Source organism: Enterobacter sp. E14S (genome assembly GCF_055666685.1).
Genome location: NZ_JBVODQ010000002.1, coordinates 120,025 through 136,987 on the forward strand (window position 1 = coordinate 120,025; position 16,963 = coordinate 136,987).

The window sequence follows — 16,963 nt, forward strand, 5'->3', positions numbered from 1 at the left end:
TGTGCCGGGTGGCGGCTGCGCCTTACCCGGCCTACGAAAACTAGACATCCCCCAGCAGGTGTTCAACCAAAAGTGGAATCGGTCTTCCCGACGCCACGCTCCGTCCGTTTTCGCGCCACAGCGCCGTACCGCTGATGTCCAGATGCGCCCACGGGATCGTCGGCGGGCAAAAGTGATGCAGCAGCCACGCCGCCGACGCACTGATTGCAGCATTATTGGTCGGCGTGTTGCACAGATCGGCAATCGCGCTGTCGGTCTGTTTTTTCAGCCGCGCATCCAGCGGCAGGGACCACACTTCATCGCCGCTCTGCTTGCCCGCCAGCGTCAGCGCCGCGCGCAGCGGTTCATCCTGCGTCATCAGCCCGCTCAGCTCATACCCCAGCGCCTTCACGACCGCACCGGTTAAGGTGGCCATATCAATAATATAGCGCGCCTGCGGATGGCGAAGGCTGGCCCAGGCGATGGCGTCCGCCAGCACCAGTCGGCCTTCGGCATCGGTGTTGTTGATTTCAACCGTGGTGCCGTTGCAGGCCGTCGCCACCGTTCCGGGCTGCATGGCATCCGGGCCAATGGCGTTTTCCGCCAGCGCCAGCACGCCCATGATGCGCACGGGCAGCGCCAGCTCTGCGACGGTCAGCATCAGGCCCAGCACGTTAGCCGCACCGCACATGTCGTATTTCATGGTGTACATGCCCGCGCCTTCCTTCAGCCACAGGCCTCCGGTATCGAAGGTAATGCCTTTACCCACATAGCAGCGCACCGGGCCGTCGCTGGCACCGTCATAATGGATCGCCAGCAGGCGCGGCGGACAGCTCGCCCCTTTGCCAACGGCCTGCAGCAGCCCCAGACCCTGCTCAGCAATAGCCTTTTCGTTCAGCACTTCGCAGCGCAGGGCGGGGAAGGCGGCACAGAGCCTTTGCGCCTCTTCCACCACAAACTGCGGCGTGCATCGATTGGACGGGATATCCGCCAGACGTCGCGCCGCGACCATGCCATGGGCGATGGCCTGCTGTTGGCGGAAAATAACCGCCAGTCGGTCCTGCTGTTCGGGTAAACAGAGCGCGGTGATGCGTTCAAGACGGACGCTGTCACAGGTTTTCTTCAACTGCAAATCGCTTAGCCTGTGTGCCTGATTAAAGAGAAAACGCAGCACCTGCGCCAGCACCACATCGTCGATATCGGTAACGTCCAGTATCAGCTCGGGACTGACGGGCGAGGCCAGCAGCGGGCGCAGCGCCGTCAGTAATCCTTCGGTCAGGCTATCCTGCCAGAGGGCATCCGGCAGCAGGGTGATCCGGGCAAACGGGGCGCAGCCAAAGCGGGTGTCAGCGATGCTGGCAGACTCGCGCATTTCCGCGACAAGCGCCGTTTCGGGCAAATGCGTACAGGAGGCGGACGCAATCAAATGGTTTTGCGGAGCCGCGTCAGAGATTGCGGTGATAAACTGATACGTAATCATCATGATTCCTCAATCGGCGCGCGGATCCGCGCGGCATAGGCCCGCATCCACTCATCGTCTACGGCGTGATAATGCGTTTTCTCGCGCAGGCGTTCGGTACGAAAAACGGTGAGGGGCTGGCGAGCCGTCGCCACCACAAACGAGAAGGTTTTGATGTTGGTGGCGGCCCCGAACTCGCCCCTGTTGTTCATGCACACCACGGAGAGATCGCCCGCGCGGCCAAAGCGCGACATCAGCTTGTCTTCCAGTTCGAACACTACCGAATCGGCCGCCTGCTGCGGCGTCATACCCTGCGCCATGCGGCGGACGATTTCGTAGCTGGTGCAGCCTTTCATCAGATCTTCACCGACGCCCGTGGCGGTAGCCGCGCCGGTTTCGCTGTCACAGTAAAAGCCGGAGCCAATAATGGGCGAATCCCCGAGTCGGCCGCGCTTTTTCATGAACAGGCCGCTGGTGGAGGTGGCAACGCTCATTGAACCCTGCTTATCGAGGCCGATAATGCCGACGGTGTCATGTCCGTCGTAGGGGCTCAAGCCCTTATCCAGCGTTTCCCGGCAGCGCTTACGGTAGTGCTGCATGGCCCGAACCGTGAGCATGGGTTTGTCGGCAAAGCCCTGGCTCAGCGCCCATTCCCGCGCGCCCTGGCCGACCAGTAGGCTGTTGTAGCGCTGGCGGCTTAACGCGTGCGCCACGCGCACCGGGTTGGCGATATCCACCAGATTGCCCACGGCGCCGAACGCCAGCGTATCGCCGTCCATGTAGGCGGCGTCCAGCTCCACCTCGCCGTTTTCGGTGGGCAGCCCGCCGTAGCCGACGGATTTATACAGCGGAAAGTCCTCCACGGCTGCGACGGCATCGACTACCGCCGCAGCGACCGGTTTCCCGGCCGCCAGGGCAAACGCGGATTCCGTTACCCCTTCAAGCGCCATTCGCCAGGTTGCGATAATTCCCCACATGCTTTACTCCTGTTTTGCAAGGGTGGTGTCGGTTTGCGTAAAGGTGGCCATTTCCGCCGCGCGGTACTGTTTGTCCACGATACGCATAAAAGGCAGATAGAGCATGGCGCCAATCAGCAGGTTGATAAGCTGCATGACGCTGCCGCTCAGGTGTCCGGTAACGATAAAGCCGCTGATGACCGGCGGCAGCGTCCAGGGAATAAACACCCCGGTGGTGACGGCAACCGCGCCAATCTTCATCGCCGCATACTGCACGGTGACCAGCACCAGCGGCACCAGGTTGAACGGGATAAGCATGATCGGGTTCATGATCACCGGCAGGCCAAACAGGATCGGTTCGTTGATGTTAAACACCGATGCCCCGGCGCCGAGGCGCGCCACTTCACGCATGTTTTTGCTGCGGGCGAAAATCAGCATCGCAATCACCAGCGACAGCGTGGCCCCCGCGCCGCCCATCCAGATCATGTCAAAAAACTGTTCAGTAATAATGTGCGGCGGCGTCGTGCCTGCCTGAATCGCGGCGATGTTGTCGGTCTGGTTCTCCATCCACAGCGGGCGAATGATGCCGTTGATCATCGAGCCGGAGTTAATGCCCACTGACCACAGAATGGTGATGCTGAACACCGTCATCAGCGCGCCAAAGTAAGAGGTGCCGTAGTGGCGCACCGGCGTGGCAACCACTTCGTAAATAAACTGGTGGATGGTGTTGTAGTGGGTGTTTTCAAACACGATGCGGATACCCAGCACCAGAATCATCACCAGCAGGGCCGGGATCAGCGCGGCGAACGACTCCTGCACCGCCGGAGGCACGCCGTCCGGCATTTTGATTACCAGTTTTTTGCGCTTGAGCCAGCAGAACAGCTCCGTCCACAGCAGGGAACCGATCATCGCCACGAACAGCCCTTTGCTGCCAATCCACTCCACCGGAATGACGGTGATACCGCCGTTTTCCGCCACTTTGATAAAGGGCGTCAGGATGAGAAAGGCGACCAGCGAAAGAATGCCGCAGGAGATGCGGTCTTCACCGTAGTGTTCCGCCAGGCGGAAGGCGACCAGGAAGCTGATGAACAGCGACATGGTGGAGAACACCGCGTTGAACGGGATTTCGATGATGGCGCTCCAGCTCTCACCAAAGGCCTGAGACATAAACTGCTGATAGGCTTGATTCGGGAACGACGAGATCACCAGCAGAATAGAGCCGACGATGATAAACGGCATGAATGACACGTAGGCGCCGCGAATGGCCCCGAGATGACGCTGCTGGGCCGTTTTGGCCGCCAGCGGCATCAGTTTTGCTTCAAGAAATCCCAGAACATTGTTCATTGTGAACTCCGTACAAGATTGAGGGGTGTTGTTTGTGTTATGTCTTAGGATTATCAGTGAAGCGCGGCGAGCGAAAGGTGAAATCGGTCACAAAGCAATCGCTGGTGTAATATAAATCTCATGAGATTGGTTCTGAGGATCCTGCGATGGAAATTAAACTGCATGCTAATGCCACCACGACGCCGCGCATCCGTCGCTATCTACAGCAGTCAGATAAAAGCGACAGGGAGCTGGCTACCGAGCTGGGTATTTCGGTCACTACCGTCAGGCGCTGGCGCAACCGCGAGCAGGTTTCGGATAATCACACGACGCCAAAAGTGATACACAAAGCATTGAGACAGGAGCAGGTTGCGCTGGTCAATGCCCTGCGGGATATCACTGGCGCCCCGCTGGACGAACTGCTGCAGATGGTCAATAGCGAACTCGGGATCGCCGTGTCCCGTGCGACCCTGAACCGCTACCTCAAACCGGCTTCGGTAAGGCAGAAGGGCGCGACGTTGCAGGGAAAAAAGGCGCTGAAGGCAGGTATCGTGCCGCAAAAACTCCTGTTACATCATCAGCCTCTGTCGCTGCATATGGACGATGGCGGGGAACAGCATCTGCTCTGGGCGCGTGAACCCGTGAGCGGCTGGTGCTACGCCCGGCTGTACGCGGGCATTTCTCCGCAGCTGCTGGCCCACTGGGCGAACGACGCGCTGGAAGCCTGTCCGGCTGATATTCAATCTGTTGAGACTTTTGGTTTCGAGGTGAAGCTAAAGGAGCGCAATGCCACCGTAACGGTGCATCCACGGCAATACCGCGCCGTTCAGGTTGATCTACCGCTATGTGAAATCATCCCACGTCTGAACAGTGAATCGGCAGGCGAGCTGTTGATCCAGCTGTGCGAATTTTACAACCGGGGAAAAGCGCAGAAAAAGCTGGGAGAGAGTACGCCGCAGGCCTTTCTGGAAGCGCTACGGCATAAGGACTAGAGGATCTCGAGCACGTCTTCCGGCGGGCGTCCAATGCGCGCCTGGCCGTTCGCCACCACTATCGGGCGCTCAATCAGCTTTGGATTTTCAACCATCGCCTGGATCAGCTCAGCCTCGGTGAGGCGGCTGTCATCCAGGTTAAGCGACTTATACAGATCTTCTTTCTGACGCATCAGCTCTCTTGCACTGCCCATTCCCAGCATGTGCAGCAGCTGGCGGAGGGTTTGCGCGTCAGGTGGGGTGTCGAGGTACAGCACCACTTCCGGCTCAACGCCGTTAGACTTCAGCAGGCTCAGGGTATCGCGGCTCTTGGAGCAGCGAGGGTTGTGATAAATTTTTACGGCGTCTGTCATGACGTGAATTCTCCTTTATTACATCTTTTCGTACGGCTTAAAGCGCTGCTGCAGGCCGCGCAGCTGATCGATACGCGCGTCGTAACGGGCCTGCTGGAGGCTGCCGAGTTTGACCTGCGCGCTGGCGCTGCTGAGCGTGGAAATCGCCTGATCGAGGCGGCCCACCAGGGCAAAACCTTCGGCACGCGCCGCCAGCTCTTGATCGCGGTTGCCAAGCTGAGCTTCCGCCTGAGCGAGCAGATCCCAGCCGTTTTGATCGTCTTTATTGTTAAAGGTATAGCGGTTCAGAATGGTCGCCGCTTCGCCAGGTTGACCGCCCTGTAAGTAAGCGTTCGCCAGGTTAAGCTGCAGCACCGGGTTGTTACGGACGTCTTTCGCCCCTTTCAGACGGTTGATCGCATCGGCCGTTTTCTTCTGGCCCAGATCGATATCCGTCGACAGATCGAGGTACCACGGGTTGTTCGGGTCGGCAGCCAGAAGCGGTTGCAGCGCTTTGCGCGCCTCGTCGTATTTGCTGGCTTCCATCGCCTGGAGCGCCTGACCATACTGCGCGGCGTTTTTCTCACGCACGTTGCCTTTCGCCAGGGTATCCAGCAGGTCGCTGGTGAGCTGGTTACGCCCGGAATTGTACATCCCCAGGGTTCTCACTTTCGCCATGTAGAAATCCTGCGAAGACTGGACCACCACCGGACGCATCTGGTTAGCACGGTTACGCGCGTCCGACAGGCGGCTTTCGGGTAATGGGTGCGTCAGCAGGATTTCCGGCGGACGGGAAGAGTAACGCGCCTGATCGAGCAGTTTTTCGAGGAAGCTCGGCATGGCCTGCGGGTCAAAGCCCGAACGCTGCAGCACCTGAATCCCGATGCGGTCAGCTTCCTGTTCATTTTGCTGGGTAAAGCTGATCATTCCCTGGCGCGTTCCAGCCAGCGTACCAGTCAGGGCCGCCATCCCGGCCTGCGGGCTGGCCATCGCCAGCAGAATGGAGCCCAGCGCGCCCACCCATGTGAGGGGGGCGTTACGTTTCTGGTCTTCCATGGCGCGCGCCAGGTGGCGCTGGGTGACGTGCGAAATTTCGTGCGCCATGACCGAGGCCAGCTGGCTTTCGTTGTCGGAATAACGGAATAATGCCGAATGCAGCACCACGTTTCCGCCAAAGAAGGCGAAGGCGTTGATTTCGTCATTATTGATTAAATAGAAATGGAAGGGCGTTTTTACCGAGTCGGCGTGCGAAACCAGACGCATCCCCAGCCCGTTAATGTACTGTACCAGCAAAGGGTCGTTAATCAGCGGGGCGCTGCCGCGCAGCTGGCGAACATAGTAATCCCCCATTTGCATCTCTTGCCCAATAGAGAGCGTGCTTCCTGCTGTGGTGCCCATGTCCGGCAATGAATCGGACGAGTCAGCAAAAGCGGGCAACACCTGACCGACCGTCACCGCGGCAATCAGTGTTGCAACCAGTGTTTTTCTCAACTGCCTGAACATAACCACTGTCCTGTATGTTGGATGTGCTAATTTGACCGATGAACCGGCATAACGTTCATCTCTGCTGCCCTGCGAGTGTAGCCGTGTTACAGCATGAAGAAAATCCCATTCATCAGGCTTTTGCGGATTGCGATCGGGATACAAAAAGCGAAAGTCTTTTTTGTGACAGTTAGATACAATTCACCGTCTCACTCCCGCCATTCGATTCAGGGAAGGGTTGTATGCTCGAAATGTTAATGCAGTGGTACCGGCGTCGGTTCAGCGACCCGGAAGCCATTGCTTTGTTGGTTATTCTGGTTGCCGGGTTCGGTATTCTGTTCTTCTTCAGCGGCCTGCTCGCGCCACTGCTGGTGGCGATTGTGCTGGCGTACCTGCTGGAGTGGCCGACGGCGCGCCTGGAACACATCGGCTGTTCCCGCCGCTGGGCGACCAGCATCGTGCTGGTGCTGTTTGTCGGCATCCTGTTGCTAATGGCCTTTGTGGTGATGCCGGTCGCCTGGCAGCAGGGAATTAACCTGATCCGCGACATGCCCGGCATGTTGAACAAGCTGTCTGATTTTGCCGCCACGCTGCCGCGCCGTTACCCGGCCCTGATGGATGCCGGAATTATCGACGCGATGGCCGAAAATATGCGCGCCCGCATCATGACGATGGGCGATTCGGTGGTGAAGTACTCTCTGGCCTCGCTGGTCGGACTGCTGACGCTGGCGGTTTACCTTGTCCTCGTGCCGCTGATGGTCTTCTTCCTGGTGAAAGATAAAGATCAGATGCTCAACGCCGTGCGCCGTATTCTGCCGCGCAACCGCGGGCTGGCAGGGCAGGTCTGGGAAGAGATGAACCAGCAGATCACAAACTACATTCGCGGCAAGGTGCTGGAGATGATTGTCGTGGGGGTAGCCACCTGGATTGGCTTCCTGATTTTCGGCCTGAACTACTCGCTGCTGCTGGCGGTGCTGGTGGGTCTGTCGGTCCTGATTCCGTATATCGGCGCGTTTGTGGTGACCATTCCGGTTGTTGGGGTCGCGCTGTTCCAGTTTGGGCTGGGGACCGAGTTCTGGAGCTGCTTCGCGGTGTACCTGATTATTCAGGGGCTGGACGGTAACCTGCTGGTACCGGTGCTGTTCTCCGAAGCGGTGAACCTGCATCCGCTGGTGATTATCTTATCCGTGGTGATTTTCGGCGGGCTGTGGGGATTCTGGGGCGTGTTCTTTGCGATTCCGCTGGCGACGCTGATTAAAGCCGTGGTCCACGCGTGGCCGGATGTGCCGGCGGTGGAAGAGAAGTAGTTTTTGTGCGGCCTGATGCCCTCACTCCGACCCTCTCCCGCGAGGAGAGGGGGAAACACTAAAAACGGCAACCTGGGTTGCCGTTTTGCTGTTTATCAGGCGCTTGCTTTCAGCCAGTTCAACACCACGTCGTGGTGGTTGCTGGTTTTGAAGTCGTCAAACACATGTTCAACTTTACCGTCAGCGTCAATCAGGAAGCTGATGCGGTGAATGCCGTCGTAGGTTTTACCCATAAACGTCTTCTCGCCCCAGACGCCGAACTGCTCGCATACCTGATGATCTTCATCAGAAAGCAGCGTGAAGTTCAGTAGCTCTTTTTCAGCAAATCGTGACAGCTTTTCTGGTTTATCCGTGCTGATACCCAACACTTCCACGCCGACTTTTTTCAACTCGTCCATGTTGTCGCGTAAGCCGCAGGCCTGTACGGTGCAGCCGGGGGTCATGGCTTTCGGGTAGAAATAGACCAGAACACGCTGTCCCTGGAAGTCGGTCAAATTTACTTGCTCGCCGTCTTGATCCGGTAAGCTAAATTTCGGTGCGATGTCACCGGCTTTCAGTGGGTTCATTACTCAACTCCATCCTGTTCGTGCTGCGAATAATTGACGACGCTTATACTGCCCTGCGCGTTTAATTCTGTACAGAGGGCTTTGAACGCTTGCTCGATATTTGACGCATCCTGTGAGGCAGGGCTGTGCGCGGTAATTTGAATAAACAGCACCGGAGGACCCTGGTCATCGCTTGTCTGCGTACGGGAAACCAGTTCGGCAATATTCATCTGATGATTGTCAAAAAGCGCGGTGAAACGCTCAATCAGATGCGGTGAATCAGGCACTTCAACCTGTACCCAGACGGTAGAAGGCAGTGCCGGACGCGGACGCGCGGTGGTGCGCTTCATGACAATCAGCAAATCCAGTTCGGCCCCCTTCAGCGGCAGGGTCGATTCAATTAACGTAATGGCGTTCCATGTCCCGGAAAGCAACATAATAAATGTGAACTCTTCGCCAAGCATCGCCAGACGGCTGTCTTCGATATTACAGCCGCAGCTGCTTACGTGGCGGGTGATGGTGTTCACGATACCCGGCCTGTCGGCACCCAGCGCAGTGATAACCAGGTAATGTTGTGATGAGGTTGTCAAACCTGTTCTTCCTTTGCATGGTTAAGTCTTCCTAAGGAAAGCATAAAAAAAACATGCATACAACCGCCTGCGAGCCTCAGGTCGCTTGCTTTTATTACAGTTCCAAACGTAACATTGAGGCTCTTGTTCGCACAGAGGATGGCTCATGTTCACGGGAAGTATTGTCGCGCTTGTTACACCGATGGATGAAAAAGGTAATGTCTGCCGGTCAAGCATGAAGAAGCTCATTGATTACCATGTCGCCAACGGAACCTCGGCGATCGTTTCGGTAGGGACTACCGGTGAATCCGCAACGCTGAGCCACGACGAGCACGGTGATGTGGTGATGCTCACCCTGGAACTGGCGGACGGACGTATTCCGGTCATCGCAGGGACAGGGGCTAATGCAACCGCAGAAGCTATCAGCCTGACCAAGCGTTTTAACGACAGCGGCATCGTGGGCTGTCTGACGGTGACCCCTTATTACAACCGTCCTACTCAGGAAGGTTTGTTCCAGCACTTCAAAGCCATCGCTGAACATACTGACTTGCCACAAATTCTGTATAATGTGCCGTCCCGTACCGGTTGCGATATGCTGCCGGAAACCGTTGGTCGTCTCTCGGAAGTAAAAAATATTATCGGTATTAAAGAGGCGACAGGGAACTTAAGCCGCGTTCATCAGATCAAAGAGCTGGTTTCAGACGACTTTATCCTGTTGAGTGGTGATGATGCGACCGCGCTGGACTTTATGCAGCTCGGTGGTCATGGCGTGATCTCCGTAACGTCAAACGTTGCGGCGCGCGATATGGCTGAAATGTGCAAACTGGCCGCAGCCGGTCACTTTGATGAAGCGCGCGTCATTAATCAGCGTTTGATGCCGCTGCACAATAAATTATTTGTCGAACCCAATCCGATCCCAGTGAAATGGGCATGTAAGGAGTTGGGGCTTGTAGCAACCGATACGCTGCGTTTGCCAATGACACCGATTACCGACCACGGTCGTGACATCGTCAGGGCGGCGCTGAAGCATGCCGGTTTGCTGTAGAGTTTAGGGAGATTTGATGGCTTATTCAGTACAGAAGTCGCGCCTGGCGAAGGTTGCGAGTGTTTCGCTTGTTATGCTGCTCGCTGCCTGTAGTTCAGATTCGCGCTACAAGCGCCAGGTGAGCGGTGATGAATCCTATCTGGATGCGACCCCGCTTGCTGAACTTCACGCACCGGCTGGTATGATCCTGCCGATTCAGAACGGCGATTATAATATTCCCGTGACCAACGGCAGCGGCCTGGTCGGTAAAGCGCTTGATATTCGTCCGCCAGCACAGCCTCTGGCGCTGGTCAGCGGGGCGCGTACCCAGTTCACCGGTGATACGGCGTCTCTGATGGTTGAGAGCGCGCGCGGTAGCTCGCTGTGGCCGCAGGTTGTCAGCGTCATTCAGTCGAAGAACTACACCATCGATAAACGCGATGACGCCAGCCAGACGTTAACCACCGACTGGGTCGAATGGAACCGTCTGGATGAAGACCAGCAGTACCGCGGTCGCTATCAAGTCTCCGTAAAACCACAGGGTTACCAGCAGGCGGTCAACGTTAAGCTGTTGAACCTGGAGCAGGCGGGTAAACCGGTTGCGGATGCCTCGTCCCTACAGCGTTACAGCACCGAAATGCTGAACGTGATTGCCGCGGGTCTGGATAAAACCGCTACCGATGCCGCCAACGCCGCGCAGAGCCGCAGCGGCGCGTCCTTTGATGTGCAAAGCGGCGCGGATGATACCGGCCTGCCAATGCTGGTGGTGCGTGCACCGTTTAACCAGACCTGGCAGCGTCTGCCAGCGACGCTTGAAAAAGTGGGCATGAAAGTGACCGACAGCACGCGTTCAACCGGCAGCATGACGGCAACGTATAAGCCGCTCTCCGACAGCGCATGGCAGGAACTGGGCGCGAAAGATCCTCAGCTTGCCTCCGGTGACTACAAGATTCAGGTTGGCGACCTTGATAACCGCAGCAGTCTGCAGTTTATCGATCCGAAAGGTCACACGCTGACCCAGTCGCAGAACGATGCGCTGGTCGCTGTCTTCCAGGCAGCATTCAGCAAATAAATACGAGGGCTGGTGAATCCAGCCCTTTTTATTTTAGTGCTACGCAAACGTGTGCGTGGCATAATATCCCCAGTTTTGAACACAAATCATCACACCAGGAGTAATGAAGATGCAGAAGCAAGCTGAGTTGTATCGTGGCAAAGCGAAGACCGTATACAGCACGGAAAACCCGGATCTGTTGGTGCTCGAGTTCCGCAATGATACGTCAGCAGGGGATGGCGCACGCATTGAGCAGTTCGATCGTAAAGGCATGGTGAACAACAAGTTCAACCACTTCATTATGACCAAACTGGCTGAAGCGGGTATCCCGACCCAGATGGAAGCGTTGCTGTCCGATACGGAATGTCTGGTGAAAAAACTGGATATGGTTCCGGTTGAGTGCGTTATTCGTAACCGCGCGGCGGGCTCCCTGGTGAAGCGTCTCGGCATTGAAGAAGGTATCGAACTGAATCCACCGCTGTTCGACCTGTTCCTGAAAAACGATGCCATGCACGACCCGATGGTCAACGAATCCTACTGCGAAACCTTCGGCTGGGTGAGCAAAGAGAACCTGGCGCGTATGCAGGAGCTGACCTATAAAGCCAACGACGTGCTGAAAAAGCTGTTTGATGACGCGGGCCTGATCCTCGTCGACTTCAAGCTTGAGTTCGGTCTGTTCAAAGGCGAAGTGGTGCTGGGCGATGAGTTCTCACCGGACGGTAGCCGCCTGTGGGATAAAGAAACCCTGGATAAAATGGACAAAGACCGTTTCCGTCAGAGCCTGGGTGGTCTGATTGAAGCGTACGAAGCGGTTGCTCACCGTTTAGGCGTTAAGCTCGACTAACTTCCTCACTTGCCAAAGGATGTTTGCATCCTTTGGCGTCTTACCTTTGTTTCCTATGGTAATCTTGCCGTTAACCGCCTACGATCATAGCTATTATAAATGGAATAGTTCGAGGTGGTTATGCGCTGGCAAGGGCGTCGTGAAAGTGACAATGTAGAAGACAGACGCAGTGATGGTGGCGGCGGTCCTTCAATGGGTGGGCCAGGCTTCCGGTTACCCAGCGGCAAGGGCGGTATCATCCTGCTGATTGTGGTTTTAGTCGCGGGTTACTACGGCGTTGACCTTACCGGGTTGATGACCGGTCAGCCGCTGCAACAGCAGCAGCATTCTCAGCGCTCCATCAGCCCGAATGAAGATGAAGCGGCCAAATTTACCTCCGTTATTCTCGCCACAACAGAAGACACCTGGAGTCAGCTGTTTGAGAAGATGGGACGTACCTACCAGCAGCCGAAGCTGGTGATGTACCGGGGGGCAACCCGCACCGGATGCGGTACCGGGCAATCTGTGATGGGGCCGTTCTACTGCCCGGCAGACGGCACCGTCTATATCGATCTCTCTTTTTACGATGACATGAAACGCAAGCTTGGCGCTGACGGTGATTTTGCCCAGGGCTACGTGATTGCGCATGAAGTCGGCCATCACGTGCAAAAGCTGCTGGGAATTGAGCCAAAAGTGCGCCAGCTCCAGCAAAATGCGTCTCAGGCGGAAGTGAACCGCCTTTCCGTTAAAATGGAGCTGCAGGCGGACTGCTTCGCGGGCGTCTGGGGCCACAGCATGCAGCAGCAGGGCGTGCTGGAATCCGGCGATCTTGAGGAGGCGTTAAATGCCGCTCAGGCTATTGGTGACGACCGTCTTCAGCAGCAGAGCCAGGGACGCGTCGTGCCGGACAGCTTCACTCACGGTACCTCACAGCAGCGCTATAGCTGGTTCAAACGCGGCTTCGACAGCGGCGATCCGGCGCAGTGTAATACCTTCGGCAAAGCGATGTAATGCTGGAGTTTGAACAGCTGATAAGCGAGCTTGAGCGCACCGGCCATCGTCGGCTGGTGGTGCTCAGCGGCGAGGCGCAGTGGACGTTAACCCAGGCGCTGACCCTGCGTGACGCCTTGCCCGGAGACTGGGTAAGGCTTGACGAACATCCTTCAAAAGCCATTAGCGGCCTGCTGGGACGCGAGTTCCGGCATGCTATTTTTGACGCCAGCGCCGGGTTTGATGTCGCCGCGTTTGCCGCCCTGAGCGGAACGCTGAGTGCCGGAAGCCTTCTGGTGCTGCGGGTTCCGCCGCTCGACGCGTGGGCTGAGTTGCCAGACAGCGATTCACTGCGCTGGAGCGACGGCGCCGAAGCGATAGCCACGCCGCATTTTGTCCACCATTTCTGCCGGACGATTGCCGCCGATCCCGACGCGATTGTCTGGCTTCAGGGCTGCGCGTTATCCCTTCCGCCTTTACCCGACGCGCCAGACTGGCAGCCTGCCAGCGGTGCCCCGCAGCGCGAGCAGGCTGAGATCCTGGAAGTGCTGCAGGGGATGCCGGGTGGCATCGTGGCCGTCACCGCCGCGCGCGGGCGCGGAAAATCAGCCCTGGCGGGCATGCTGCTGAACCGCATTGCGGGCAGCGCCGTGGTTACCGCACCGTCGAAGGGGGCGACGGATATCATCGCCCGCTTTGCCGGAGAGCGTTTTCATTTTATGGCCCCGGACGCGCTGCTTGCCTCTTCATACCAGGCTGACTGGCTAATTGTCGATGAAGCCGCTGCGATCCCCGGACCTCTGCTTGAAAAGCTAGTTGCCCGTTTCCCTCGCGTGCTGTTGACCACCACGGTGCAGGGATATGAGGGGACGGGCCGGGGATTCTTGCTTAAATTCTGCGGTCGGTTTGCCGGGCTGCAGCGCTACAGCTTATCTACACCGGTACGCTGGGCGGCGGGCTGTCCGCTTGAGCGGGTTGTCGCCAGCGCGCTGCTGTTTGACGATACGCTGATTGACCGCCGCCCGGAAGGAGAGGTGCGTCTAACGTCTCTGACGCCGACGGCATGGGAACGCCGTCCGGCGCTTGCAGCGAGCGTATACGAGCTCCTCTGCGCGGCGCATTATCGCACCTCGCCGCTCGATTTACGCCGCATGATGGACGCGCCCGGGCAGCGGTTTGCCGTTGCCGAAACGGACCCGGATATCGCCGGGGCGCTCTGGCTGGTTGAGGAGGGCGGGCTCTCCCCCGAGCTTAGCCGCGCCGTGTGGGCAGGATACCGGCGTCCGCGCGGTAACCTGGTGGCGCAGTCTCTGGCGGCGCACGGCGGCTCTCCGCTTGCGGCGACGCTCAGAGGACGACGAGTGACCCGCATTGCCGTACATCCTCACCGTCAGCGGGAAGGGATTGGCCAGGCGCTTGTTCGCGGCGCCAGCGGCGAAGACTATCTGTCGGTGAGCTTCGGCTATACCGATGAGCTTTGGCGTTTCTGGCAGCAGTGTGGGTTTGTGCTGGTGCGGATGGGCAGCCATCGTGAAGCCAGCAGCGGCTGCTACACCGCGATGGCGTTGCGGCCGCAGAGCGAGGCCGGGCGCCAGCTGTGCGAGCAGGCGCAGCGTCGTCTAAAGCGCGATGCGCGGGTGCTTTCGGCCTGGAACGGTGAAAAGATCCCCGTGGAAGACGGCTGGGAAGCTACCCTTAATAATGACGACTGGCTGGAGTTGGCGGGGTTTGCTTTTGCTCATCGGGCGTTTTCAACCTCGGTTGCCGCACTGACGCGGCTGTTGTTAACCGTGGATATGCCGCTTCCGGCCCTGCGTGGGAAAATGGACGGAAAAACGGAAGACGTCGGGCGAAAAGCGTTGCTGGCAACGTTGCGAAATGAAACCGCGCAAGCGATTGAAAGTCTTGATTATCTCCGTAGCCAGCAGTTGAAAGAAGACATTTTGCAATGGCAATTTTTTCAATGACTTCTTCAGTAAAGTGGCATGGTCATTCACGTCGGGAGGCGTAGAATCCAGGTCATCTATTAAGGAGACCACCATGAAACACGACCATTTTGTTGTTCAAAGCCCTGACAAACCGGCTAAACAGTTACTGCTTCTGTTTCATGGCGTTGGCGATAATGCCGTCAATATGGGTCAGATTGGCAGCTGGTTTGCGCCCGTTTTTCCGGAGGCATTGATTGTCAGCATCGGTGGCGTAGAGCCATGTGGTCCGAACGGACGCCAGTGGTTCTCTGTTCAGGGCGTGACGGAAGAGAATCGTCAGGCTCGCATCGACGCCATCATGCCGACCTTTATCGACATCGTCCGCGACTGGCAGCAGCAGAGCGGCGTGGGTGCTGACGCGACCGCGCTGATTGGCTTCTCGCAGGGGTCAATCATGTCGCTGGAAAGCGTAAAAGCGCAGCCGGGTCTGGCGTCACGCGTCATTGCGTTTAACGGCCGTTTTGCGACGTTACCGACAAGCGCGACCACGCAGACCACGATCCACCTGATCCACGGTGGTGAAGACCGGGTGATTGAGCTCTCGCATGCGGTTGCCGCTCAGGAAGCGCTGATTCGCGAAGGTGGAGACGTGACGCTGGATATCGTTGACGAGCTGGGCCACGCGATTGACGACCGTAGCATGCAGTTTGCGCTCGATCGTTTGCGCTATACCGTACCGAAGCACTACTTTGATGAAGCGCTCAGCGGCGGTAAGCCGGATAACGATGATATTGTAGAGTTTATGTGAGGTTTCCCCCTCTCCCGGGGAGAGGGGAAACTTAACGATTACTTCTTCTGGTCCTTCTTCGGCCAGTCGTCGTCATCGTCCCACTTGTCGTTAAAATCACGGTGCGGGGGAAGGTCCGGTTTGTTGGCGAGAAATTTTTTATGGTCAACGCGCTTAAGATCTTTAATCACGTTCAGCAGTACGCCGACCAGAAAAACCAACACCAGAATCCACCAGTACTTTGAAAGCCAATCCATTCGCTATTCCTCTCAGAGCGTTCGTCAGGCGACGAGTTGCTCCATAATACGTTGATACATACGGGCCAGCAGTTGCAAATCTGCCGCATTGACACACTCATTGATTTTATGAATGGTTGCGTTCACTGGACCCAGTTCGACAACCTGGGCGCCCATACGGGCGATAAAGCGTCCGTCTGAGGTGCCACCCGTTGTCAGCAGCTGTGGCTTAATTTCATTATAGTGCTCGATGGCGTTCACCACCGCATCCACCAGTTTGCCACGCTGCGTCAGGAACGGCTGGCCGGAAAGCCACCACTCCACGGTGTAGCGCAGGTGATATTTTTCCAGCAGGGCGACGACGCGCGCCTTGATCATCTCATCGGTCAGTTCGGTGCTGAAGCGGAAGTTAAACTGGACGAAGTAATCACCCGGGATCACGTTGTTGCTGCCGGTCCCAGCCTTGACGTTCGCGATCTGCATGCTGGTCGGCGGGAAGAATTCGTTGCCTTTATCCCACTCGATGCCCACCAGCTCGCTCAGCATCGGCGCAGCGCGATGAACCGGGTTATCGGCCAGATGCGGATAAGCAACGTGCCCCTGAACGCCGTGAATGGTCAGGTTACAGGTCAGCGAGCCGCGGCGCCCGTTTTTGACGACATCGCCCACCACTTCGGTACTGGACGGCTCACCGACCAGACAGTAGTCGAGACGTTCGTTACGCGCCATCAGCGCTTCAACGACCTTCACGGTACCGTTATGGGCGCTGGCTTCTTCGTCGGAGGTGATTAAAAACGCGAGACGGTTTTTGTGGTTCGGATGCTGAGCCACAAAGCGTTCTGCCGCCACGACCATCGCCGCCAGCGAGCCTTTCATGTCTGCCGCGCCGCGACCAAACAGCATGCCGTCGCGGATAGTCGGCTCAAACGGCGGGTTGATCCAGCGATCCGCGTCACCGGCGGGAACGACGTCAGTATGCCCGGCAAAGGCCAGCGTTTCACCCTGGCCGCGCCACGCCCAGAAGTTCTGGGTATCGCCAAAATCCATGCGTTCAACGGTAAAACCGATGGCACGCAGGCGCTCAATCATAAGTGCCTGACAACCTGCGTCGTCCGGGCTAAGGGAAGGACGGCGAATAAGCTGCTGAGTCAGCTCAATGACCGGGCATGACATAAACTAC

Annotated in this window: 17 protein-coding genes; 8 read left to right on the plus strand and 9 right to left on the minus strand. The window is 57.4% G+C overall.

Annotated elements, in window-relative coordinates; all coding sequences use genetic code 11:
- Positions 1-40: 40 nt before the first annotated feature.
- Genes ACZ6J2_RS05780 through celB form a run of 3 tightly spaced genes read right to left on the minus strand, consistent with a single transcriptional unit; the run spans position 41 to position 3,738 of the window.
- The gene (locus ACZ6J2_RS05780) at positions 41-1,459 is read right to left on the minus strand and encodes a leucyl aminopeptidase family protein (RefSeq protein ID WP_471725359.1); all 1,419 of its coding nucleotides are present in this window, start codon (positions 1,457-1,459) and stop codon (positions 41-43) included.
- Entirely contained in the window at positions 1,459-2,415 is a 957-nt protein-coding gene (locus ACZ6J2_RS05785; RefSeq protein WP_471725138.1) for a N(4)-(beta-N-acetylglucosaminyl)-L-asparaginase, read from the minus strand. The genes ACZ6J2_RS05780 and ACZ6J2_RS05785 overlap by 1 nt, the downstream gene beginning before the upstream one ends.
- Positions 2,416-2,418: 3 nt before the next feature.
- Positions 2,419-3,738 carry a PTS cellobiose transporter subunit IIC gene (gene celB / locus ACZ6J2_RS05790; protein WP_471725140.1) on the minus strand — a complete coding sequence of 440 codons (1,320 nt, stop codon included), beginning with the start codon at positions 3,736-3,738 and terminating at the stop codon, positions 2,419-2,421.
- Positions 3,739-3,884: 146 nt separating this feature from the next.
- On the opposite strand from celB, the gene ACZ6J2_RS05795 reads away from it, so the two are divergent.
- Positions 3,885-4,709 (plus strand): transposase family protein, encoded by an 825-nt coding sequence (locus ACZ6J2_RS05795; RefSeq protein WP_471725142.1) that lies wholly within the window; start codon positions 3,885-3,887, stop codon positions 4,707-4,709.
- Here the strand turns inward: ACZ6J2_RS05795 and arsC are convergent.
- The gene (arsC, locus tag ACZ6J2_RS05800; protein ID WP_023308762.1) at positions 4,706-5,062 is read right to left on the minus strand and encodes an arsenate reductase (glutaredoxin); all 357 of its coding nucleotides are present in this window, start codon (positions 5,060-5,062) and stop codon (positions 4,706-4,708) included. The two genes, ACZ6J2_RS05795 and arsC, sit on opposite strands and share 4 nt — an antisense overlap.
- A gap of 18 nt (positions 5,063-5,080) precedes the next feature.
- A complete protein-coding gene (bepA, locus tag ACZ6J2_RS05805) occupies positions 5,081-6,544 on the minus strand; it encodes a beta-barrel assembly-enhancing protease (protein WP_471725144.1) in 1,464 nt (487 codons plus the stop codon).
- 221 nt (positions 6,545-6,765) lie between these two features.
- On the opposite strand from bepA, the gene ACZ6J2_RS05810 reads away from it, so the two are divergent.
- A complete protein-coding gene (locus tag ACZ6J2_RS05810) occupies positions 6,766-7,830 on the plus strand; it encodes an AI-2E family transporter (RefSeq protein ID WP_033146172.1) in 1,065 nt (354 codons plus the stop codon).
- A 95-nt stretch (positions 7,831-7,925) separates the two neighbouring features.
- Here the strand turns inward: ACZ6J2_RS05810 and bcp are convergent, their stop codons facing one another.
- On the minus strand, positions 7,926-8,396 hold the full coding sequence (bcp, locus tag ACZ6J2_RS05815; RefSeq protein ID WP_032659360.1) for a thioredoxin-dependent thiol peroxidase: 471 nt from the start codon (positions 8,394-8,396) through the stop codon (positions 7,926-7,928).
- Positions 8,396-8,965, minus strand: a complete 570-nt coding sequence (locus tag ACZ6J2_RS05820; protein ID WP_471725146.1) for a glycine cleavage system transcriptional repressor — start codon at positions 8,963-8,965, stop codon at positions 8,396-8,398. The genes bcp and ACZ6J2_RS05820 overlap by 1 nt, the downstream gene beginning before the upstream one ends.
- A gap of 145 nt (positions 8,966-9,110) precedes the next feature.
- Here ACZ6J2_RS05820 and dapA point away from each other — a divergent pair, with 145 nt between their 5' ends.
- The 6 genes from dapA (at position 9,111) to ypfH (ending at position 15,568) form a co-directional block, all read left to right on the plus strand.
- Complete coding sequence (dapA, locus tag ACZ6J2_RS05825; protein WP_033146170.1) at positions 9,111-9,989, plus strand: 4-hydroxy-tetrahydrodipicolinate synthase; 879 nt, start codon at positions 9,111-9,113, stop codon at positions 9,987-9,989.
- Between the two features lie 16 nt (positions 9,990-10,005).
- The gene (gene bamC, locus ACZ6J2_RS05830; RefSeq protein WP_471725147.1) at positions 10,006-11,040 is read left to right on the plus strand and encodes an outer membrane protein assembly factor BamC; all 1,035 of its coding nucleotides are present in this window, start codon (positions 10,006-10,008) and stop codon (positions 11,038-11,040) included.
- Positions 11,041-11,149: 109 nt separating this feature from the next.
- On the plus strand, positions 11,150-11,863 hold the full coding sequence (gene purC, locus ACZ6J2_RS05835) for a phosphoribosylaminoimidazolesuccinocarboxamide synthase (protein WP_023332985.1): 714 nt from the start codon (positions 11,150-11,152) through the stop codon (positions 11,861-11,863).
- Between the two features lie 120 nt (positions 11,864-11,983).
- The gene (gene ypfJ, locus ACZ6J2_RS05840; protein ID WP_023308754.1) at positions 11,984-12,853 is read left to right on the plus strand and encodes a KPN_02809 family neutral zinc metallopeptidase; all 870 of its coding nucleotides are present in this window, start codon (positions 11,984-11,986) and stop codon (positions 12,851-12,853) included.
- Positions 12,853-14,799 carry a tRNA(Met) cytidine acetyltransferase TmcA gene (locus tag ACZ6J2_RS05845; RefSeq protein WP_471725148.1) on the plus strand — a complete coding sequence of 649 codons (1,947 nt, stop codon included), beginning with the start codon at positions 12,853-12,855 and terminating at the stop codon, positions 14,797-14,799. The genes ypfJ and ACZ6J2_RS05845 overlap by 1 nt, the downstream gene beginning before the upstream one ends.
- A gap of 73 nt (positions 14,800-14,872) precedes the next feature.
- On the plus strand, positions 14,873-15,568 hold the full coding sequence (ypfH, locus tag ACZ6J2_RS05850; protein ID WP_471725150.1) for an esterase: 696 nt from the start codon (positions 14,873-14,875) through the stop codon (positions 15,566-15,568).
- A gap of 38 nt (positions 15,569-15,606) precedes the next feature.
- On the opposite strand, the gene ACZ6J2_RS05855 is transcribed toward ypfH, so the two are convergent.
- Both ACZ6J2_RS05855 and dapE read right to left on the minus strand, forming a co-directional pair.
- Positions 15,607-15,804, minus strand: a complete 198-nt coding sequence (locus tag ACZ6J2_RS05855; protein WP_014171111.1) for a YpfN family protein — start codon at positions 15,802-15,804, stop codon at positions 15,607-15,609.
- A 24-nt stretch (positions 15,805-15,828) separates the two neighbouring features.
- Positions 15,829-16,956 (minus strand): succinyl-diaminopimelate desuccinylase, encoded by a 1,128-nt coding sequence (gene dapE, locus ACZ6J2_RS05860; RefSeq protein WP_047060712.1) that lies wholly within the window; start codon positions 16,954-16,956, stop codon positions 15,829-15,831.
- Positions 16,957-16,963: the final 7 nt, after the last annotated feature.